The organism is Micrococcus terreus (genome assembly GCF_900116905.1).
Taxonomy (GTDB): Bacteria; Actinomycetota; Actinomycetes; order Actinomycetales; family Micrococcaceae; genus Citricoccus; species Citricoccus terreus.
This window is the reverse complement of record NZ_FPCG01000016.1, coordinates 1-19,995: the sequence shown is the minus strand read 5'-3', so window position 1 is coordinate 19,995 and position 19,995 is coordinate 1. Positions and strand designations below refer to the sequence as shown.

At 65.0% G+C, this 19,995-nt stretch carries 19 protein-coding genes and 1 pseudogene; 11 read left to right on the top strand and 9 right to left on the bottom strand.

Annotation, left to right across the window (positions count from 1 at the left end):
- Positions 1–15: 15 nt before the first annotated feature.
- Together BM355_RS13395 and BM355_RS14405 are read right to left on the bottom strand one after the other, a co-directional pair.
- Positions 16–294: a hypothetical protein gene (locus BM355_RS13395; protein WP_245760830.1), complete on the bottom strand. Its 279-nt coding sequence runs from the start codon at positions 292–294 to the stop codon at positions 16–18.
- Positions 295–308: 14 nt separating this feature from the next.
- Positions 309–857 (bottom strand): DUF6668 family protein, encoded by a 549-nt coding sequence (locus tag BM355_RS14405; protein ID WP_091699525.1) that lies wholly within the window; start codon positions 855–857, stop codon positions 309–311.
- Positions 858–1,064: 207 nt separating this feature from the next.
- On the opposite strand from BM355_RS14405, the gene BM355_RS13385 reads away from it, so the two are divergent.
- The 7 genes from BM355_RS13385 (at position 1,065) to BM355_RS13360 (ending at position 9,825) form a co-directional block, all read left to right on the top strand.
- Entirely contained in the window at positions 1,065–1,283 is a 219-nt protein-coding gene (locus tag BM355_RS13385) for a helix-turn-helix domain-containing protein (RefSeq protein WP_091699523.1), read from the top strand.
- A 25-nt stretch (positions 1,284–1,308) separates the two neighbouring features.
- A complete protein-coding gene (locus BM355_RS13380) occupies positions 1,309–2,787 on the top strand; it encodes a hypothetical protein (protein WP_091699521.1) in 1,479 nt (492 codons plus the stop codon).
- Complete coding sequence (locus BM355_RS13375; protein WP_425435639.1) at positions 2,784–4,163, top strand: MinD/ParA family ATP-binding protein; 1,380 nt, start codon at positions 2,784–2,786, stop codon at positions 4,161–4,163. Before BM355_RS13380 ends, BM355_RS13375 begins: the two co-directional genes overlap by 4 nt.
- A gap of 7 nt (positions 4,164–4,170) precedes the next feature.
- Positions 4,171–5,268, top strand: a complete 1,098-nt coding sequence (locus BM355_RS13370; RefSeq protein ID WP_091699516.1) for a transglycosylase SLT domain-containing protein — start codon at positions 4,171–4,173, stop codon at positions 5,266–5,268.
- 263 nt (positions 5,269–5,531) lie between these two features.
- Complete coding sequence (locus BM355_RS13365; protein ID WP_143109523.1) at positions 5,532–5,861, top strand: hypothetical protein; 330 nt, start codon at positions 5,532–5,534, stop codon at positions 5,859–5,861.
- 238 nt (positions 5,862–6,099) lie between these two features.
- Positions 6,100–6,270: a ribbon-helix-helix protein, CopG family gene (locus BM355_RS14240; RefSeq protein WP_143109522.1), complete on the top strand. Its 171-nt coding sequence runs from the start codon at positions 6,100–6,102 to the stop codon at positions 6,268–6,270.
- A gap of 2,889 nt (positions 6,271–9,159) precedes the next feature.
- Positions 9,160–9,825 carry a ParA family protein gene (locus tag BM355_RS13360; RefSeq protein WP_091699510.1) on the top strand — a complete coding sequence of 222 codons (666 nt, stop codon included), beginning with the start codon at positions 9,160–9,162 and terminating at the stop codon, positions 9,823–9,825.
- A gap of 850 nt (positions 9,826–10,675) precedes the next feature.
- On the opposite strand, the gene BM355_RS13350 is transcribed toward BM355_RS13360, so the two are convergent.
- Together BM355_RS13350 and BM355_RS13345 are read right to left on the bottom strand one after the other, a co-directional pair.
- The gene (locus tag BM355_RS13350) at positions 10,676–10,969 is read right to left on the bottom strand and encodes a histone-like nucleoid-structuring protein Lsr2 (protein ID WP_091699507.1); all 294 of its coding nucleotides are present in this window, start codon (positions 10,967–10,969) and stop codon (positions 10,676–10,678) included.
- Between the two features lie 161 nt (positions 10,970–11,130).
- Positions 11,131–12,177 carry a PDDEXK nuclease domain-containing protein gene (locus BM355_RS13345; protein WP_091699505.1) on the bottom strand — a complete coding sequence of 349 codons (1,047 nt, stop codon included), beginning with the start codon at positions 12,175–12,177 and terminating at the stop codon, positions 11,131–11,133.
- Positions 12,178–12,650: 473 nt separating this feature from the next.
- On the opposite strand from BM355_RS13345, the gene BM355_RS13340 reads away from it, so the two are divergent.
- Both BM355_RS13340 and nrdH read left to right on the top strand, forming a co-directional pair.
- The gene (locus BM355_RS13340; protein ID WP_143109521.1) at positions 12,651–12,935 is read left to right on the top strand and encodes a hypothetical protein; all 285 of its coding nucleotides are present in this window, start codon (positions 12,651–12,653) and stop codon (positions 12,933–12,935) included.
- Between the two features lie 90 nt (positions 12,936–13,025).
- Positions 13,026–13,277 (top strand): glutaredoxin-like protein NrdH, encoded by a 252-nt coding sequence (nrdH, locus tag BM355_RS13335; RefSeq protein ID WP_091699500.1) that lies wholly within the window; start codon positions 13,026–13,028, stop codon positions 13,275–13,277.
- A gap of 61 nt (positions 13,278–13,338) precedes the next feature.
- On the opposite strand, the gene BM355_RS13330 is transcribed toward nrdH, so the two are convergent.
- A complete protein-coding gene (locus BM355_RS13330; RefSeq protein ID WP_091699498.1) occupies positions 13,339–13,668 on the bottom strand; it encodes a DUF6504 family protein in 330 nt (109 codons plus the stop codon).
- Between the two features lie 432 nt (positions 13,669–14,100).
- Here BM355_RS13330 and BM355_RS14875 point away from each other — a divergent pair, with 432 nt between their 5' ends.
- Entirely contained in the window at positions 14,101–14,805 is a 705-nt protein-coding gene (locus tag BM355_RS14875; protein ID WP_342715317.1) for an HNH endonuclease family protein, read from the top strand.
- Entirely contained in the window at positions 14,802–15,251 is a 450-nt protein-coding gene (locus BM355_RS14870) for an excalibur calcium-binding domain-containing protein (RefSeq protein WP_342715316.1), read from the top strand. Before BM355_RS14875 ends, BM355_RS14870 begins: the two co-directional genes overlap by 4 nt.
- 113 nt (positions 15,252–15,364) lie before the next feature.
- Here BM355_RS14870 and BM355_RS13320 read toward each other — a convergent pair.
- The 4 genes and pseudogenes from BM355_RS13320 to BM355_RS13305 form a co-directional block, all read right to left on the bottom strand.
- Positions 15,365–16,577 (bottom strand): annotated as a pseudogene (locus BM355_RS13320) (IS256 family transposase); the annotation flags it as partial.
- A 301-nt stretch (positions 16,578–16,878) separates the two neighbouring features.
- On the bottom strand, positions 16,879–17,061 hold the full coding sequence (locus BM355_RS14400) for a hypothetical protein (protein WP_091699496.1): 183 nt from the start codon (positions 17,059–17,061) through the stop codon (positions 16,879–16,881).
- Positions 17,062–17,396: 335 nt separating this feature from the next.
- Complete coding sequence (locus BM355_RS13310; RefSeq protein ID WP_091699492.1) at positions 17,397–19,049, bottom strand: flavin-containing monooxygenase; 1,653 nt, start codon at positions 19,047–19,049, stop codon at positions 17,397–17,399.
- A 48-nt stretch (positions 19,050–19,097) separates the two neighbouring features.
- The coding region (locus BM355_RS13305; RefSeq protein ID WP_143109520.1) for an alpha/beta hydrolase at positions 19,098–19,995 on the bottom strand (898 nt) is incomplete at its 5' end.

Below are 19,995 nucleotides of genomic sequence, written 5' to 3'. Positions count from 1 at the left end.
CTACCTACTGCTAGATCAGACGAAGACCCGCATGATGGCTCCTGCGCCGACAGCCAGGATGCAGGCCAGAATCGCCAGCCCTAGGCCCTTGAAGCCCTGCATCTCGCGTCCGGTGAGACCGGCCCAGACCAAGAAGCCCGCGCTGGCCATGAATCCGGCCACCCCGAGGGCGATCACGATCCAGGAGATCCAGTTCAGAAGAGTGGTGATGCCCTCGGTTCCGGGGGGCTGCTCCGGGGTTGGGTTGGGGACCACAGCCGCGAGCTGGCCGAGCATAGTGAGAGTTTCGAGCATGATCTTTCTCCGTTTCAGTGAGAGTGGATTGCCTTGAGTAGGCGCTTGAGCCGGCCAGGCAGGCGGGCTGGATCGGGGAAGCTGTGTCGCCACTGCTCCATCCACGGGAGGTGTGCCCCCAGTGGTGTCTTCTTCAACAGGCGCTTGACTGCCCGCTTCTGACCGTCGGTGAGGTTGGGTCCGTCATCGACCAAGACCAGGCCCACCAGCCTGGACTCCGGGAGGTCACCTGAGGCCCAGAGCTGGGTGAACTGCTCCGCGGCGGCCAGGCCGGTGTGATGGGTCCGGGCCACAGCCAGCACATCCAAGGTCGGCAGGGGCCTGGTCCAGCCTGAGGCGACCGGCCACCCCTGCCCAGCATCTAGGGCCTGATCACCTAAAAGGCGCGCGAGGGTGGACGTGCCGGCGCCCCCATGCAGCCCGAACACCGTCAATGGCAGGTGCTGAGTGATCGAGGTCCGAGGCCACTCAGTGGCTTCGAGCTGACTCGAATCAACGCTGAGGACCTCCGGGGAGGACGGGCCGCGCTCGAGCAGCCGCTCCCCCAAGATCTCATCGACCAACTCAGGGCCGGCGTCCTCAGCTGGGCGTGGTTGTACGGCAACGAAAGGGTTACTTCGCTGAGCCATCAGTTTTCCCTCCACTGGCTCGCTACATAAGCTTCTTAAGTAACAGGGTATGCGCCAGACGCCAAGTCCGTCAATTACCAATAATCCCTCTATGTCGCTTGACGCGCTAAGGAAACTTAGCGAGAATCAGGGAGCGTGAAGATGAATGACCCCGACCTTGTAGACGAGCTGCTTGCTGAGCAGCCCGCTCTGATGAAGACCACGGAGGTCAGCAAGCTTCTTCGGGTCACCTCTAAGACAGTCTTCAAATGGATTCGGGAGTCCAAGTTGAAGTCTCTGTCCTTGGGGCCACGAACGACGTTGATCCGGAAGGAAGATCTGCGGAGCTTCTTGCTCCACAGTGACGAACTCGACGACTGAGATCCACGGGAGGGGGTGCAGTCCGATGAACCATGCTGATGACTTCGATGTCGCCAGCGTGCCCACATTCCCGGTCTTCTCACTGAAGCTGAACGAAGATGAACAGTGGGCCGAGTTAGACGGGGTCCGAGTCGAACCCGCGCTGGGAGAAGACTTCAAGACCGCTGCGATCCAGGCGGTGGTTACCAAGGCCAGGCGGGATGCACTGCGTGCTGTGCGCGTGCGAGTCCGGGCCGCGGACGAGGATGAATCGGTCTGGGACATGATCGTCACTGAGGCCGGTGAGGTCATCGACACCACCGAGAACGAAGAACCAGCTCAGCCGGCCACCAGCTCCAGGCGTAGATGGCCTCTGATCCTGGTGGGAGGAGTCATTGCGGCCGCGGTGGCTACCGCTGGTGTCCTGGTCGGTGTCGGGGCTTTGAACCGGACCCCGGAGGCCCCGCAGTGGCAGATCCCCGGGGCAGAGGCACAGATCCCCATCGGGCTGCCGACCGGTTTCAGCGACCGCGCAGCCTGGTCCGTGCCCGTGGATGATCGCAGCACTATCGCGCAGATCGATACCGGGCACATCCTTTCCACGACCCCCGAGGGCATCCTGACCGCCAGGGACCCCCAGACCGCCCAAGTGCACTGGCGCGGATCTGACAGCCCGGCCAAACTTGCCGGCACTCTTCACACGGACTGGGCAGGGCGGCCCTCCCTGGTGAACGTGGAGGGCACCATGATGCGCATCTGGGACCTGCGCACCCCCGAAGGCGGAGGTGTCGTGAGCCCAGAGACGATCCGGTTGGACCCGCACTGGCGAGCCGAACCACGCGGAGCTCTGCCCTTCATTGACCTTGGAGACTGGGTCATCGGTCTGCCTGCAGCCGGAGGGAACCTGAGCCAGGTGGACATCCCCGCCGGAACCCGGCCCCTCGGTGTCAGCTCGGACCGGAACATCACCACCGTCTCTGATCGTGAGCTGTTCACCGTCAACGACAATGGCGAGGTCACACAGACCCGCTCCTACGACCGGCCTGCCGGGACACGAGGGGCCCCCTCCTTCTCGCGCATGCTCGATGATGACCACGCCCTCATCGGTTGGGACACCGACCGCGAGGCCACTTTGGCCATCCTGCAGCTATCCACCGCCACCCTCCGCTCCGCAGAGAATGTCCCGAGGCTGCCAGCCAAAAACGACCAGCTCATCATCGATGAGTCCTCCCAGGCTGCCGCCACCACCGGAGTGGCCCTGAACTGGGGACAAGACCCCATGATCCGGCCCCTGGAGCGTTTCACCGCAACCACAATCAGCGCCGGCACCGCCTACGGCACTGCGGGCCAAGACGGCCCCGCCGCCCTGGACCTGACCACCAGTGGAGCCCAACCAGAGTCCTGGCCCACCTTCACCCCCGGTGATCCAGCACCGAACCTGGTCACCGGCGATGCCGCCTACGTCATCGCTCCACGACTGGAGCAGACCTTCCTCTACCGAGCCAGCACCAAGGACACGCCATGATCCAGATTGTTCTGACTTCCCCCACCGCCGCCGAGCTGCATCACGCAGATGGCACAGAGACCATCACCACCACACCAGGCCAAGATCTGCAAGAGCAGATCATCCAGCACCTGGTGCGCCGAGCACGCCGAGACGGAGAAGACCTCACCGCGCACGCCACCAACGATGACACCTGGCTGCACATCACCCCCACCGGCACCGTCACCCCCACCACCCCACCAGAACCCACCGGTCCGACTGCCTCGCAGACGGCTCCTGCAGCAGCGTCAGACTCAGAGAATGAACCAGCCTCGGGCTCCCATGCCGCTCGCCCTAACCCCCTGGCACCTGCGCCCAGGAACCCCAGGAAAGAGTCGAGGACTGCCCCGGCGCCGACTGACAAGCCTGCACAGCCGACCACGACAGTTGAGCCGGCCCGCACCAGGGCTAGCCTGCGTGAGGCAACCTTCCTGGTCTCTGAGACCCCATTGGAGCCAGCCACACAGGGGTGGCGCGGAGGGTTGAACAATCTGGGCTTCCGCCTGGCTCCCTCAGCGCAGGAGCAGGCAGAGCGCGATGATGTGCGTACCGTCTCCCAGCACTGGCCAGGACCGCGCACCGTGGCCGTGGTCAATCGCAAAGGCGGAGCCAACAAGACTCCCACCGTGGCACTACTGGCCGCCATGCTCGCCCGCCACGGGGGAGGCCCCGTTCTGGCCTGGGACAACAACGAATCCCAAGGCACACTGGGCTGGCGCACAGAACAGGGACCCCACACCGCCTCTGTGCTGGACCTGGTGGACTCCTCCACCCGGCTGCTCTCCCCCGAGGCAAACTCGGCAGACCTGGCCCACTTCGTCCACCACCAGACCGCCGACAAGTACGACGTGCTGCGCTCAGATGAGAACGACGAAGGGGACCACGAGATCACCGCTGAAGAAGTCGATATCGCCCACCGGGTGGCCTCGAAGTTCTACCGACTGATCGTCATGGACTCCGGCAACACCGCCCGCAGCGCGAACTGGCGCCGAATGATTGATCACACGCACCAGCTCGTCGTCCCCGTCACAGCCATGGAAGACCGGGCCGAAGCAGCCCGTCTGACCCTGCAGACCCTGGAATCCCGCGGTGGCCACGACGCGCAGCTCGCGCACAACGCCGTGGTCATCGTCTCAGAGTCCACCGACGCCGCCCGCGGGCTGGGCCGAGACGGACTCAAGCAGGCTCGCGATGAAGCCGCCCGAATCGCCGAGGGCTTCACTCCCCTGGTCCGCGCCGTGGTGCGCGTGCCCTACGACCCGGCCCTGATCCGCGGTCACATCAAGGTCGATGCCCTGCGCCCCCAGACACAGCGCGCCTGGCTGGCCGCCGCCGCAGCCGTGGCCAAGGGCTTCTAAGGCGCTCATGGACAAGCAAGGAGGGGCTGGAACCTGGATCGGACTGGGCCTGATCGGGGTGCTGCTGCTGGTCCTGGTGCCGGTGCTGCTCTTCACCGCCAGTCAGGAGGAACGCCCAGCGGTCTTCACCGGGTGTCTACCCGCTGGAGGAGACGAGGGGGGAATCCCGGCCCAGTATCGGCCTGCCGTGGAGGATGCTGCACGAGAGGCTGGCCTGCCGGTGGCTCTGATTGCTGCTCAGATTAAGGCTGAATCGGACTGGAACCCCCAGGCCGTCTCCCCTGCAGGCGCTCAAGGGCTGGCCCAGTTCATGCCCGAAACCTGGGCAGCGTACGGGATCGGAGATCCCTTCGACCCCCAGGCCAGCATCGCCGCTCAAGGCCGGTACATGAAAGAGCTCCTTGAAGCTGTCTCCTCCCTGGCCACCACTGAGAAAGAACGCATCGACTTCGCCTTAGCCGCCTACAACGCAGGCCCAACAGCGGTACTTAACACCCCTGGAATCCCACCGATCCCTGAGACGCAGGAGTACGTGCAACGCATCAACCGCCTGGCCCAATTGGATTACTCCGTGGACTGTGTTCCCCTCGGAGGTTCCGAGATCGGGGACCTGGGCACTGGGGAATGGACCCACCCCATGCCCGGAGGCATCCTCACCTCACGCTTTGGACCCCGCGCGTGCCCGGTGAGCCTGTCTTTGTGCATGATCTACCCCGATCTGCTCAACCACCGCGGTATCGACTTCGGTATGGGTGGGGCAGGCATTGCGGTCGCCCCCGCCGACATGCGCATCACCTTCACCCAACGGGAGCACGAGTCCTCCTTGGGCGCCGCCTACGGAGACTGGATCCGCGGGGTCCAAGTCGAATCCCCGCATGTGATCTTCGAGTTTCATCACTGCGCCGCCGGGACCATCGCCGTGCACCCTGGTGACACCGTCGCCGTGGGCACACCCCTGTGCCGTGAAGGCGTCACCGGTAACAGCTCTGCTCCGCACATTCACTTCCAGATCAACAAGCCCGGCACAGCCCTGGACGGTTCCTACCAGGCCAACCACGCCGTGGACCCCTACCCCCTACTGCTGCAGAAAGGCATCACCCCATGACCCGGCGCACCTGCACCCTGCTCATCGTGCTGGCCCTGGCGTGCCTGACCGCAGTCATCACGCTGGCTGTCCTGCAACCGTGGAACAAGCCCACATCCAGTGTCCCCGCAGACCCACTGCCCACCCTCTCCCCCACCGCCGTCCAGAGCCCACAGCCCAGCACTCCCCGCTCCACTGAGACCACCGGCCCAGTAACCAGGCCGGGAATGAGCCTGGACCAAGACCAAGAGCACCAGCAGACAGCACTGGAGGCAGCCAGGATCATGACCACCTGGAACCCCAGCGAGGATATGACCCGCACCGATGCAGAACTTCGTGCCAGACACCTAATGAGCCAGGAGCGAGCTGCGGCCATCACCGCGCCACAGCGTCCAGCCAGCGGCGCTGACTGGCTGGCCGCCGCCCAAGCAGGCGCCACCTCCTCCCCCACGGTAGAGATCAACCACGCAACTGAAGGCCCAGGCGTGTCAGTGATCGCCACCTGGGAATGGACCACCCCCGACGGCCAAGCACTCCCGGCCACCGAAGAAAGCCGCCGCATCTACTTCTTCCACTTCAACGAGGAAGGCCAGATCGATGACTACACCTACTGACCGTCAGTGCTCATCCAAAACCGGCAAGACCCAAGCGGGGTTGAACAAGGAAGATGTGGGCAACTTCCTCCAGATTCATTGGGCTGGGACGCCCGAGACGGCCAGTTTCTGCAATTGTGGACCCCTGCCCGCGTGTCGACGACGCGAGTTAGATTTCAGAAACTCTAGTGTTGGGTCCATGACGAGACAGGTCCGTTCCCGACGCGCAGGTCGCCCTTCAAAAGGTGACCGACATGTCATGACTGCGCGTGTGCCCGTAGAAACTGCCGATCTCATCTTCCGCCTCGCTGACTCGCGAGGCATTCCCGCCAGCGAATTCATCGCCGAAGCGGTGCAGGAGAAACTGGCCCGAACCGATCTGTCCGACGTGGAGATACAGGAGGAGCTGCCCCTGCAGGAAACCGCCTGATACAGCAGAAGGACCCGCGCCAACGGGTCCTTCCACAGAATTATTCAGCTATTCAGCCTTGACCGTCCCGGTTTGCCAGCCACTCGGTCAAAGGTTCTACCTTCCGCGTCCGCCAAGACGCCTCTGGAGGTCTGTTGCTCACTATAGCCCTACCCACTTCACCTGGAAAAGTATCCGCGCCGTGTCTTGATGCGTGGTCGCTCACACGTGCTCTCAGCCCACGCCCGACTGTGCGTGTGGCCCGCGCTGACGCCAGCGGGACTGTTCTGAACCAGTACGGCACACACCGGCGTACCACTGCAGGCATTCCGGTGTACCCGTGGGCCTTGTACTTGGCAGGCAGCGACCACCGGTACCGGCTGCTCGCGTTTGACCTTGACGCCAAGACCCCCGATACCGCAACTGCGGCTGCCCGTGACGCGCAAACTCTCACTGGACTATTAGAAGATGCGGGTTTACCACCCGTCGTGTGTGCCTCTGGCCCGTCCGGTGGCCGCCACGTATGGACCGCAGTCTCGGATTCCGTAGACGCCGACACCGTGGCCAAACTTGCCCGACTTGCCCGACATCTATGCCCGACTCTTGACCTGGCACCCCTGACCAATCCCGCCACCGGCTGTGTCCGCCCCCCCGGGGCTCCGCATCGCGCTGGAGGAACCTCCACTGTCATATCTGGAGACCTCGACGCCCTGCTCAATCCCACTGGCACTGCGTCCTCCGTACGAGGCCTGGTCGAGCACATGGCCACCCTCATCGGGGCGGCCGAACCCGCAGGCTCACTGGAGGCGCACCGGCCGCTACCGCTTGATGATCACGGACATCCTTACCTGCCCGGCCCGCAGCGTGACCTCCCCGCAGCCAGCAAAGCAGCTCTGAACGAGGATGCCGCCTCCGGCGATGCCTCCGCAGTCCTGTGGCGAGTGCTCATCGGTGCAGCCTCAGCCCGCTGGAAACATGCAGACGTCGCAGCCCTCGTTGTTTCTTACCCGGGTATGGAACACCTGCGCACCTACCGACTTTCCACCGGAAGCCGCACCCAACGAGTGGGCAGGGCAGCCACAGAGACTGTTGCCATCCTGACCCGTCAATGGGCAAAGGCTGTGGCCCACGTTGCCGTCAGCCCTCGCCTGATAGGTGAGGACCCTACTTTCGACTCCCGTGCTGATGCCATCGCCGCTTTCATCCGGAATGTCCAAGAGCGTGCTGACGCAGCAGGCGGCCGCTGGGCCAACGGAAGTGGCCCAGCCGACCGCCGCGTCCTGGATGTGCTCTCCGTTCTCGCCCTACAGGCATTAAACACCGATCTAGAGGCCGACATCCGCCGCCTCGGGCTACTGGCCGGCATCGGCCGTGAGACCGCCCGCGTCGCACTCCAGCGCTTAGCAACAGATGGGTGGATTAGCCGGATCCAGGCATCCGAAGGGTCAAGGGCAGCTCACTGGAGAATTTGCGGAAGAAGCGATATCCACAGTCATACCTCGCTACTTCGGTCACAAGCGGACCCGCGCCCCGTAGGGGCCGGGGCCGCTGAGAGACTAACCCTGCTCACACAACTCACCCAACGCATCCAAGACTGTGCCCACGATGTGTTCACGCTGGGACCTGGCCTAGGCCACCTCGCAGGAAACCTCTATGCCAGAACATTGAGCACTGATCAGTCTCTGTCCGAACTGGCAGCTGGGATCGGTACGACTGTGCCGCAGACGGCCCAGATCCTTGAACGGCTAGCCAGCGTTGGACTACTGATCCACTCCCCCACCGGCTGGAGACGTCATCGCACTGACAGACGCCGCCTAGCTGCGAAATACCTTCAAACTGAGGGGCGGCTCGCCCAACGAGCGGCCCTATACCAACTTGAACGCGAACTATGGGCCTGGTGGCAAGCAGAACAGGCTTGGATGAGAGCGCCCCGTCGGGCCGCTTCCTCGCGCAGAGCCGGCCCCGGACAGCTCACGCTCATTCCCGAACTGGGTACCAACGTCTATGGAGCTCACCCGAGACGTGCCGATGGGAAAGCTGACTATCGACGTGCCCGGTACCTACTGGCCACCGGTCAAGCTCCGATCGGACGAATCCGGAACAACAACCAGAGTCTCTCGAGAATGGAAGCCGCATGACACTCGCATAGTCCCAGAACCTTGAGACCTACTGAGCTTCCCCCAACACACGACGACACACCCTTCACAGAGAATCAAATAGACCGACCCACCTCGTCGACCCGCTTCGAGAGTTCGCTGACTCTGGAAGTCACAGAGTCTGGAGTCGAGCAACAACTAACTCTGTAACTCTGGTAGTGACGTGGTGCTTGAGGCACCTCGTTGGCTAGCGCGGGGCATAGAGGGGTGGATCTGGTTGTAGTAAGAAACAATCTGTGAATAACAGACTCTGTGAGTACGTAACTTTGGACCTCTGTTGTTACTGGTCGGGTTGCGGCACTCAGGAGACCAAGGGAGAAGTATTCTGCAATCGATCGTCTCCTCAGTGAAAGACTGACAGACATCGGGAGTCTGTCAGTCTGGGAGTGTAGTGACAACATATCCAGCCGGGACCACCCGCTGAGAATTCCCCCAGACTCTGGCGCGGATGCAACCCGAGCGGGTGGGGGAGTGGTGCTTGCCGAGGACCTTTACTGCTTGAGGGTGGAAGCGTGACTCCGCCACAGGAGGCAAGGGTGTCGCCCAACCCCCTTCACGCGCACAGCTTCGGACTCTGTCAGTCCGTGCCTACGTGACTCAGTAAGTAACAGAGTCACAGAGTTCTGGGGGTACTCGCGTGGCGCGGGGTGCGCACAATGCCGCAACAATTAGAGTCTTGCTGACAGAGTTCCGGACTCACGGAGTGTAGAACTAGCGGAGTCTGTGACTAACGCCGATTCGAGCAGGAGAGTGCATGAGGATTGTCTCTGTCGTAAACGAGAAGGGCGGGGTTGGTAAAACCACTAGCGTCATGGCCTTGGCGGCGCTAGCTGCCGAAACGGAGCGTGTCCTCGTGGTGGATCTGGATCCACAGGGATCTGCCATGGACTGGGGGAGTGCTGCGGAGAATGCGGGCAAGGAACTGGACTTTCAGATCGTCACCGCGAAAAACCCGGCTGACCTGAAAGAGATGCGTGGTTTGGACTTTGACCTCATAGTCGTGGACACCCCGGGCAACCTGCAGAACGCTGACCTGCTGCGAAAGATCGCCGAGTATTGCGACCACGTCATCCTGCCCACTGAACCGACCGCGATGGCGGTGCGCCCGTTGGTGCGCACCTGGCAGGACGTCGTCGAACCCACGGGGACGGCATACTCAGTGCTGCTGACTCGCACAGACCCCCGTGTGCCTCGAGACGTCGAAGATACAAGGGAGCTCCTCACTGGTCTTGAGCTGAATGTGCTTGAACCACATGTGCGCTCCTACAAGGTGCATGAACGCGCCTCCATAGACGGCACAGTCGTCACTGGCTATGAGAAAAACCGAATGAGCGAGAAGGCCGTTGGAGACTACCGCGCTGTGCTGAAGGTGTTGCGCAAGCAGTGGAGTAACGAAGACACCGAAGGAGACGCAGTCTGATGGCGAAGGTGCGCATGACCGACCTCAGTGACCTGCTCGGGGCTAAGAAGGCCAGGGCAATCGTGCCTGATCCCGAAGCTGAACCGACATTGGATGGGCCGCTGCCCGCGTCGGAGGAGACCCCTCTGTCACGCCCCAAGATGTCAACGCTGGACACTATGAACTCGGTAGCGTCCAGAGCGTCGACGATTGATGAGGTAACGCCTGGGGCGTCGACAAGTACGTCCACGGGTGGTGCAGATCGGGGGAGTAGGGCACCGAAGGCCCAAACTCAAACACCCACGCCTGACCGTGGAATGCCGCGGTATCTGACCCTGATGCGCAAGGAAGCTCGCATTACTGCAACGCAGGCCGATGAACTCAGCCGGCTCGTCCGCACGTTGAACCGAGCTCGATGTGGGCAGGGGGAGCGGATCACGGACAACACGCTCATCCGTGTTGCTATCGGCCTGCTTATGGAACGCGTCGCTGACCTCCGCGGTGCCACTGAAGCTGAACTGTTTCAGTCCCTGGGACTTGAACCCGCGGAGTAACGACTTCCGGAGCCACATAGCCCGGAAGTGCGTGACTACCAGACTCGCAGACTCTGTGATTCGTGTTCTTTAGCGGTCACTCCCGAAGTGGCCGCACCACCTCGCGGCCGCTTGTCTCTGAGCGGGCTGAACGCCCGGCTGTACCAACCGAAGAGGGAGGGGTGGTGAGCTGCCCGATATGCATGCGGCGGCCTGAATGCATTGACTGTGACGAGCGCTTCATTAAATTCTGCGCGTCTCGCTTAAGCGCCGATAACAGAGATTATGTCAAGTCAGCGGATTCTATGTCCAGTGAGTGGGCTCCCCGGCTACTCCTGTCAGGCCTTGTTGTAGGCCTCGATGATGTCCTGGTGGATACGCCCCCGGGTGGAGACGTCGTAGCCGTTGTCCTTGGCCCACTGACGGATGGCCGCGGCCTGCCGCTTCGGCGCCGGTGGCGCCGTGGGCCGCGCCTTGCGGACGTAGGCCTTCAAGTCACTGCGCAACTGCTGGGCGTTGGCTGCGGACAGGTCGATCTCGTAGTGCCGGCTGTCCAGGCCGAAGGCGATGGTCTCCGTGGCCGGCGAGCCGTCCAGGTCATCGATCAGGACTACTTCTGCCTTCTGGGCCATGGTTCCTCAGTTCGCGGTCTTGAGTGAAGAGCGTTGCTGAACGCCGCAGTCAGCAGGATATCCGGCACTGCCCTATGCAGAGGCCCTCTCTGACTCCGCCCCGAGGACAGGCAGGCCGTCAGGGCCCACAGACTCTGTGAATCTGTTAGTGCGGGAGTCTGTCAGTCTGTTTCTTCGGGCTCGTCGGGCAGGGCGTCGAGGACCGCGGTGATCTGGTCCTCGGCGGGCACCAGGGCCCGGTCACCGGGTGGGAGCTGGTCGTAGGTGTAGGCGGCCACGGCCATCGGTGAGGTGGCCCGGCCCAGGGAGTACCGCACGGTGTGGTCGTTCTTGGCTCCGCAGATCAGGATCCCGACGGTGTCGTGGTGGAAGTCCCGGCGCAGCTGGTCATCGACCACGGCCACGTAGAAGTTCAGCTTCCCGGCGTACTCGGGCTGGAACTTCCCGGTCTTGAGCTCGATCACGTAGTAGCGCAACTGCTCGACGTGGAAGAACAACAGGTCCAGGGAGAAGTCATCGCCGGCGACCTCGAGGGGCACCTGGCGCCCCACGAACGCGAAGCCCGGGCCGAGCTCCGTGAGGGTCTCCACGATCCGGTCGGTCAACCGCTGCTCCAGGTCCCGCTCGGCGACCTCCCCGGACAGGCCGAAAAACTCGAAGTTGTACGGGTCCTTGGCGGCCTGCTGGGCCAGCTCCGAGTGCGGGGCCGGCAGCAGTTCGGCGAAGTTCGACGGCGCCGCGCCGGTGCGCTCCATGGCCTGGCCCATGATCATGTTCGCCAGCACGTTGCGCGACCACCCGTGCTCCACGGCGGCCGCGGCGTACCAGTCGCGGGCCGTGGTGGTCTCGAGCTTGTCCAGCAGGACGGTGATGTGGCCCCAGGGAAGTTGTCCAACAGGCTGTTGGACAACTGGCTCCGGCCAGCTGGTGGCGAAGGCCCGCATGTAGAACAGGTTGCTGCGGGACAGGCCCTTCATGTCCGGGAACTCGGCCCGCAGATCCTCGGCCAGGCGGCCCACCACGTTGGAGCCCCACCCTTGCCGGTCCTGCCGGATGAGGATCTCGTGCCCGATCGACCAGTACAGGTTCACCAGTTCGGTATTGACCGTGCGCCGGGCCGTGGCCTGGGCCTGCCGCACCCGGTGCTTCAACGACTCCAGCAGCGGGGCGTAGTCATCGGGCAACGGGACCGCCGGCGTCGAACTCACGGACCAGACCCTAGCCGACCCCTCCCCCGCTGCTGCCGGGAACAGCGCTGGAGGCATCACCGGAGACAAGGTGGCGGTCCTCGCGCGCTCGGACCCCCACGCGCGGGCGGCCGCACACGGCCGGCTCTCTGCCCTGCCCCGCCGGAACCACGACGGGGCAGGGCCCGGCCCTGACAGGCCGGGCACACGTTTTTTGCTGCTGTCCTGGCGGATGGTACGTCCCGGCCCCACCGGCACAAGCCCCTGCGCTGACGCTCCGGGGCCGGCGCCGGGGAGAACTTCTGCTCGGCGGTCGCTTCGCTCCCTGATCTCCTCGCAGAACTTCTCCCCGTCCCCGCCCTGCGGGTTGCTGCCGGTCGGAGCCGGGACAGCTCACTGCGTGTCGCCAGCAGGCAAAAAAGCAAGGGGAAAGAAGACCAGACCACACCCACTCCCCCGCTGCTCACCGCATCCCGTCACGAGCACCGTGAGGAATGACAGCTAAGGAGGTACCCGCCGTGGGCCGGTACGCGATCTACGACAGCATGCAGGACAACAGCGCCGACATCCTCACCCCGCCCTGCCCGTTCTGCGGCCAACGCGGCTGGATCACCATCCCCCAGACCGCAGCCGATGCCCTCCTCGACGGGACGCCCGTCCAGGACGCCCTGCCGGAGTTGGGGTTCCGGCTGCGCGAGCAGATCATCAGCGGCACCCATCCCCGGTGTGCCCCGGGCGCCGAGTTCGGCGACGGCATCCACCCCGATCTGTTCCGCTGACCACCCCCCACCCCAAACCCTAAAGACCCCTAAGCGTGTCCGTACTGGTTGCTATGCCAGAGGAGCCACGGAGCGAAGGAGACCGCACCGATGCCTACCATCACCGTCTACACCACCGGACCGGCGTGCATGCAGTGCCGGCTCACCACCACCGCCCTGACCACAGCAGGGTTGGGTTTCGAGGAGATCGACGTCCGCCAGACCCCGGAGGCCCTGGACTACATCCAGGACGAGCTGGGGTACACCCAGGCCCCGGTCGTCGTGGTTGATGACGAGGACCACTGGTCCGGGTTCCAGCCCGACCAGATCCGCCGGGTGGCCACCCTGACCCGTCCCCGCTGACCCTGGCGCCCACGGCCAAACCCGGCCGACCACCCCCAGACACCGGTGGACTTGGGGGTGGTCAGGCGCTGTGCTGCAGGGGTGCGGTGGTGCGGTCGTGGACGCGGATCAGCCGCCATCGGCCCGAGTCGCGGTGGTGGGCGATGTCCAGGGTGACCAGGGGTGCGTTTCGGGCCCGCGCCAGGCGGACCTGCAGCCGCCAGATCTCATGGTCGATCAACCCCGCTCCCCGGCCGCGTTCGGCCCGGCGTTCCTCCACCCACCACTTGCGCCGCTCGTACCAGCGCACCGGCTCGGCGGCTACCACGTACCGCCGCCCGGCCCACTCCAGATACCGCGGCACCCCGTGACCGTCGGGCTCGACTCCCACCGACTGCGTGAACACAACCACCCGTACCGACGTCCCTTCCCTGACCTGTCCTGACCGTGTTCCCGCCGCGGGTGGCGACGGGGTGACCGGTCCGCCGTGGTCCGGTCCCCGTCGGCGTCTGGGAGAGAGCAACACGACGAGGGCCCGGCACTGACCGGTCGGCTGTGGGAAGCGCCGTCACCTGCGCAGGCTACGGAGGCCGGTGGACACGCTAAGCAGGCCGTCACCGCTGGTCGGCTGCACCCCCTCCCCCGCCTCATCCGGCACACCCGGTGTCTGAAGGTCCACTGCCTCAGGGGGTCGGGGCCGGCCCCTCTCCCGATCAGCACAGCGTTGTGGCGGGAGTCGGGGGGTGCCTAGGTGCAGGACGGTGGTTCCGGTGACATTGTTCATGCACATTTCCCGGTTTGACTAGGGCAGTCGATATTCTCAGCGCCATCATGAGCACCTCACTTGCACCCCACCACGCCACCCGGCTCAAGCGGCTCGCCGCCGCGGGCGCCGCCCCTGGCCGTCCTGGTCACCACCGGTTGCGGGCCCGACTCCGCACCGTCCACCCAGCCCGCCCCCCAGACGGTCACGGTCACCGCCACCCCGTCCGAGTCCACCTCGACCACGCCGTCCCCCTCCGCCACCGAGGCCCCGGCCAACGGCGCCGTCCCGGACGACAGCGACACGCAGACCGCCGTCGCCGTGTTGGCGGACCTGCCCATCAAGGGCCGCGCCCCCAAGACCGGGTACGACCGCGACCTGTTCGGCCAGCCCTGGACGGACGTTGACCGCAACGGCTGCGACACCCGCAACGACATCCTCAACCGAGACCTCAACGTCGAGACCCACAAACCCGGCACCGACAACTGCGTCGTGCTCACCGGCACCCTCGAGGACCCCTACACGGCCACCACCATCGACTTCCAGCGCGGCCAGGACACCTCCGATGACGTACAGATCGACCACGTGGTGGCCCTGTCCGACGCCTGGCAGAAGGGCGCCCAGCAGATCACGGCCGCCGACCGGGTGGCCTTCGCCAACGACCCTCTGAACCTGCTGGCCGTCGACGGCCCCACCAACGCGCAGAAGGGCGACGCGGACGCCGCGAGCTGGCTGCCCCGAACCGGTCCTACCGCTGTGACTACGTCGCCCGGCAGATCGCCGTGAAGGCCAAGTACGAACTGTGGGTCACCCAGGCCGAGCATGACGCCATGGCCCGCGTGCTGGCCACCTGCGACACACAGAAGGTGCCCGAAGCCGGCGAGGACTTCGACATCACCGCCGGGCAGGCCCGCGAAGCCGAGAAACCGACTCAGGCCCCGGCCCCGGCGCGAACCACCCCGGCGCCGAAGCAGCCGGCCAAACCGACCTACACGCCAGCACCGAAGCCCACCCCCACTTCGAAGCCCACGCCGACGTACACGCCCAAGCCCCAGCCCACTTACACCCCGAAACCTCAGCCGACGTACACCCCGAAGCCGACGCAGCCTGCTGCCAGGTACTACAAGAACTGCTCCGCTGCCAGGGCCGCCGGCGCTGCCCCGGTCCGAGTCGGCGAACCCGGCTACGGCCGTCACCTCGACCGCGACGGCGACGGCATCGGCTGCGAATAACCCCTCACTGGCCACCTAGAACCGCCCCCGAGGGACTGTCCGATAAACGGTGTGTGGGGTCCGGCGGTTTTCATCAGTGAGTGGTTCTCTCGAACCGTCCGGCGAAGGGGAAAAGCAAACGCGTTCAGTGCCGGCTTCCACCTCATCACCCAGCGTGCCCTTCCGCCGCCGGGGGGATCAAGGGACCGGGTGAGGAGGTAGAGGCACTTCAGTGCGGCGGCCTCGTTCGGGAAGTGCCCGCGGGCCCTGACCGCCCGGCGGTAGCGGGCGTTGATCGACTCGATCGCGTTCGTCGTGCAGATCACCCGCCGGATCTCCACGTCGTACTCCAGGAACGGCACGAACTCCGCCCAAGAGCTCTCCCAGAGCTGCACGATCGCCGGATACTTCTCGCCCCATTGCTGGGCGAACTCGGCGAAGCGGTCCTTCGCCGCCTGCTCTGAGGGTGCGGTGTAGACCGGCTTGAGGGCCTTGACGATCCCGTCGCGGTGCTGCCGGCCGGCGTAGCGGAAGGAGTTGCGGATCAGGTGCACGATGCACTGCTGGACCACCGTCCGCTCCCAGGTGGTGGTGATCGCCTCGGGCAATCCCTTGAGCCCGTCACAGACCGCGATGAGCACGTCCTCCACGCCCCGGTTCTTCAACTCACTGAACACCTGCAGCCAGAACCTCGCGCCCTCGGCGCCGTCACCGGCCCAGATCCCCGGGATCTCCCGCTCCCCATTGGTGGTGACGCCCATGACCACGTAGAACGGGGTGTTGCGCACTTGCCCGTCGCGGACCTTGACCACGATGGCATCGACGAAGATCACCGGGTAGAGCGGGTCCAGGGGCCGGGCCGACCACTCGGCTAGCTCTCCGGCGACCTTCTCGGTGATCCTGGAGATGGTGTCCTTGGAGACCGTGGCCCCGTAGACCTCCTCGAAGTGCGCGGTGACCTCCCCGGTCGTCAAACCCCGAGCCGAGAGGGACAGCACGATCTGGTCGATCCCGTCCAGGCGGCGTTTGCGCTTGGGCACGATCACCGGCTCGAAGGACCCGTCCCGGTCCCTGGGCACCTCGATCTGTACCGGGCCGATCTGAAGTGAGCACGGTCTTGGTGCGGGTGCCGTTGCGCATGTTCTCCGCGATCGGCGTCTCGCCGTGCTCATGGCCCAGGTGCTCGGTCAGTTCCGCCTCCAGCGCCGTTTCCAGGACGTTCTTGGTGAGCTCGTTCAGCAGCCCACCGGGCCCGACCAGGCTCACGCCCTGCTCCTTGGCCTGAGCGAGTAACTGCTCGGCGAGTTGTTTCTGGTCGATGGTCTCTCCGGTCACGGGATCGATCATCGCTTCCGCTGTTTCGGTCGTGGACTCTGACACGGCCGTCTCCTCTCGGATCAGGCCGGACCCTCACACACCGTTTTTCTTACAGTCCCGTCCCCGACCGTCTCGACACGAAACGGTCGGGGACGGTTCTCTTGTGACTCTGGTGCGTCGCCCCACTGTTGCCGCCCCACGGGCTTTGAGCTGGTCTTGCGGACGGCAGCCGAGAAGTATCGATATGACACTCTCGTGGGGAGCAGTCTGGTCCGGTCGCGGTGCCGGACCACAAGATCGTGCTGGACCTCCTGTCCCCCCCGTCGTGTCATCAGCTCCTGGGGAGGACCGTATCCTCTGCGGTGGCATCGGTTCCGAGGCAGGTGGCGGTGATGCGGGCACCCTGCTCGCCCTCGGTGACGATGGTCAGGCGGATGTCCTGGTTCAGCAGAACCTGGTCCGTGGTTCGGCCGCTTTCGCGGGCCATGGTCTCGGCCAAGCGGGTCAGCACCACGGACAGCGCCCGCCCCCAGTCCTGTGGGTGCCGGCTCGAGGAGGGACTCGACGGCCGTGTGGTTCTCGTCCATATGAGGAGTCTTCCGAGACGGAGTACGTTTGGCCGGAAGCGGGCCCGACGGACTGCATGTCCGTCCGACGCGTCGTTGATTTGCTTCGCAAGCGATGGGTTGCAGGACGTCCCACGCAGAGGGTGGGAGAAAGGAGAATCAGACAGAGGGTCATCGAAATGATCTGTCTGAGCCTTCACGTGGGGGGGCCACCGCTATGGGCGGCACCCCCGCATCGGGGCCACAACATATACGGTGGCCTACATGGCGTCGTAGTGCGGGGTCAGGTCCTGGCTGGCTCCTTCACCGAGGTCAGCGCGAAACCCTTGTACCCCTCGGCCGTTACCTCGTCCAGGACGCCACGGTAATTGCCCAGGCCGCCGAGGTAGAACAGCACCGAGGGCTTCTTGCCCGGGATGTTCGCCCCGAAGATCCAGGAGTCGACCTTGGTGAACACGGTCATGTTGGCGATCTCGGTGCAGGTCTGGCCCCACTGCTCCACCGCCTCCGGCGTGGGCTCGAGGGCCGTGATGCCGTTCTGCTCGGCGTACTTCACCGTGTCGCTGATCCACTCGACCTGGGTCTCGATGCTCGGCGGCAGGTTGGTAAACGGGCCGTTGGGGCCCAGGATCATGAACCAGTTCGGGAAGTTCGCCGTGGCCACGCCGAGGTAGCTGTTCGGCTGCCCGGCCCAGTGGTCGTTGATGTGCTCCCCGTTGCGGCCGCGGATCTCCATCCGCCGGTAGTTGCCGTCCACCGCGTCGAAGCCGGTGGCGAAGACGAGGGCGTCCAGTTCGTGCAGCTGGTCGTCCTCGGTCACCACGCCGTGCTCGGTGATCACGCGGATGGGATTTTCCTTGAGGGCCACCACGTCCACATTGTCCCGGTTGAAGGTTTCGAAGAAGCCGTCGTCGCACAGTGGGCGGCGGGCGTAGAGGTCGTGCGGGGTCAACTTGCGGGCCTTCTCGGGGTCCTTGACGATCTGTCCGATCTTGGAGCGGATGAACGCGGCAGCGGCCTCATTGGCCTGCTCGTCGGTGGCGATGTCCCCGAAGGTGCCGAACATGAAGCGGAAGCCGCCGCCACGCTGCCAGGCCTCCTCGAAGACGCGATGACGCTCCTCCTCGGAGACGGACATCGCCGGCACCGTGGACTCCTCGAAGCCGAAAGCCACGGAGGAGCTCTTGGCCTGGTCCCAGATCTCGTCGTACCTGGCCTTGATCTCCGCGCGCTCCTGCGCGGACACCGGGCGTTTGCCCACCGGCACGGAGTACTGCGGGGTGCGGATGAAGTGCGTCAGGTGGCCGGCCACCGGACCGAGCGCGGTGACCACCTGGGTGCCGGTGGACCCGGAACCGATGACCCCCACGCGCTTGCCGGCCAGGTCGTGATTCTCCGGCCACGCGCCGGTGTGGTACACCTCGCCCTGGAAGGTGTGCAGGCCCGGCAGTTGCGGGAAGTTGATCGCCGAGAGCAGGCCGATGGCGTTGACCACGTACTTGGCGCGGAACACGTCCCCGCCCTCCGTGGTGACCTCCCAGAGGCCGGGCTTGTCGAGGTAGTGCGCCGAGGTGACCTCGTTCTGCGCACCGAACCGGAAGTGCCGGCGCAGGTTGAAGCGGTCCACCACGCCCTCGAGATAGGACAGGATCTCCGGTTGCGTCAGATAGGTGTGCTCCCAGGTGTCCTCCTGCAGCAACTCCTTGTCGAAGGAGAAACGGTACAGGTGGCTCTCGGTGTCCGACAGCGCCCCCGGGTACCGGTTCCAGTACCAGGTCCCGCCGGGACCGTCCGCCTTGTCGAAGCCGATCACGGACAGGCCGAGCTCATTGGCGAGTTTGTGCACGGCGTAGATGCCGCCGAAGCCGGCACCGATCACGATGGCGTCCACCGTCTGGGGGTGCAGCTGACTCTCTGGATGAATCTGTGAGGTCATGATCAAGTCCTTCGCTGGATGGAAGTTCGGTAACTCAAGCCCGGCCGCTCAGCGGCCCTGGCGGTACCAGTCGGCGATCCGGAACAGCTCCTGGTCGGCCACCTCGGAGCGGCCCGCCAGGAACGGGAAGACGTGCTGCTGGCCCTCGGCGACGTTCAGGGTGACGTCCACCCCGGCCCGGCGGGCGAGCCCTTCCAGGCGCTGCGCGTTGTCCACGAGGGCCTCCACGCTGCCGGCGGTCAGGTACAGGCGGGGGAAGCCGGAGAAGTCGGCGTAGAGCGGGTTGGCCAGCGGGGTCTTCGGATCCACCGCGCCCCCAAGCACGCCGGCGATCATGCCCTCGAGCAACTCGGGAGTGATGAGGGCGTCGGTGGCGGCGTTGGTGTGGAGGGTCTCGCCCTTGTTCTCCATGTCCACCCACGGGGAGAAGGCGATGACCTGCCCCGGCGCCGGCTTGCCCTGTTCCTTCAGGGCCAGGGCGATGGCGATGGCCAAGTTGCCGCCGGCGGAATCACCGATGGTGGTGATGTTCTCGGGCTTGATGCCCGACTCGAGGAGCGCGTCGAAGACGGCCACGCCGTCCTCGACCTGGGCCGGGTGCGGGTGCTCCGGGGCGCGGCGGTAATCCAGCACGAAGCTGACGACACCCAGGGCCTTGGCCACGTGGGCGGCCAGCTTGCGGTGACTCGAGGCGGAACCGACGGAGAATCCGCCACCGTGGGTGTACAGCAGCACCTGGGAGGCGTCGCCCCCGGCCGGCAGGCACCAGATCCCGGGCACCCCGCCCACGGTGTCCTCGCGGTAGGTCACGTCCTCGGGCTCGACGGTGGGCTGGTGCCACTCATCGAACACCGCACGGAACAGCCGCATGGACATCTGCGGGTTCTCCGCCATGATGGCCGACCAGTCGGCGTAGAGGTCGCGCAGGGCATCCTGGGTGGTGGTG

Coding starts and splice junctions, on each gene's coding strand:
- BM355_RS13395 (WP_245760830.1), bottom strand. CDS start 294: ATGCTCGAAACTCTCACTATGCTCGGCCAGCTCGCGGCTGTGGTCCCC.
- BM355_RS13385 (WP_091699523.1), top strand. CDS start 1,065: ATGAATGACCCCGACCTTGTAGACGAGCTGCTTGCTGAGCAGCCCGCT.
- BM355_RS13380 (WP_091699521.1), top strand. CDS start 1,309: ATGAACCATGCTGATGACTTCGATGTCGCCAGCGTGCCCACATTCCCG.
- BM355_RS13375 (WP_425435639.1), top strand. CDS start 2,784: ATGATCCAGATTGTTCTGACTTCCCCCACCGCCGCCGAGCTGCATCAC.
- BM355_RS13370 (WP_091699516.1), top strand. CDS start 4,171: ATGGACAAGCAAGGAGGGGCTGGAACCTGGATCGGACTGGGCCTGATC.
- BM355_RS13365 (WP_143109523.1), top strand. CDS start 5,532: ATGACCACCTGGAACCCCAGCGAGGATATGACCCGCACCGATGCAGAA.
- BM355_RS14240 (WP_143109522.1), top strand. CDS start 6,100: ATGACTGCGCGTGTGCCCGTAGAAACTGCCGATCTCATCTTCCGCCTC.
- BM355_RS13360 (WP_091699510.1), top strand. CDS start 9,160: ATGAGGATTGTCTCTGTCGTAAACGAGAAGGGCGGGGTTGGTAAAACC.
- BM355_RS13350 (WP_091699507.1), bottom strand. CDS start 10,969: ATGGCCCAGAAGGCAGAAGTAGTCCTGATCGATGACCTGGACGGCTCG.
- BM355_RS13340 (WP_143109521.1), top strand. CDS start 12,651: ATGACAGCTAAGGAGGTACCCGCCGTGGGCCGGTACGCGATCTACGAC.
- nrdH (WP_091699500.1), top strand. CDS start 13,026: ATGCCTACCATCACCGTCTACACCACCGGACCGGCGTGCATGCAGTGC.
- BM355_RS13310 (WP_091699492.1), bottom strand. CDS start 19,049: ATGACCTCACAGATTCATCCAGAGAGTCAGCTGCACCCCCAGACGGTG.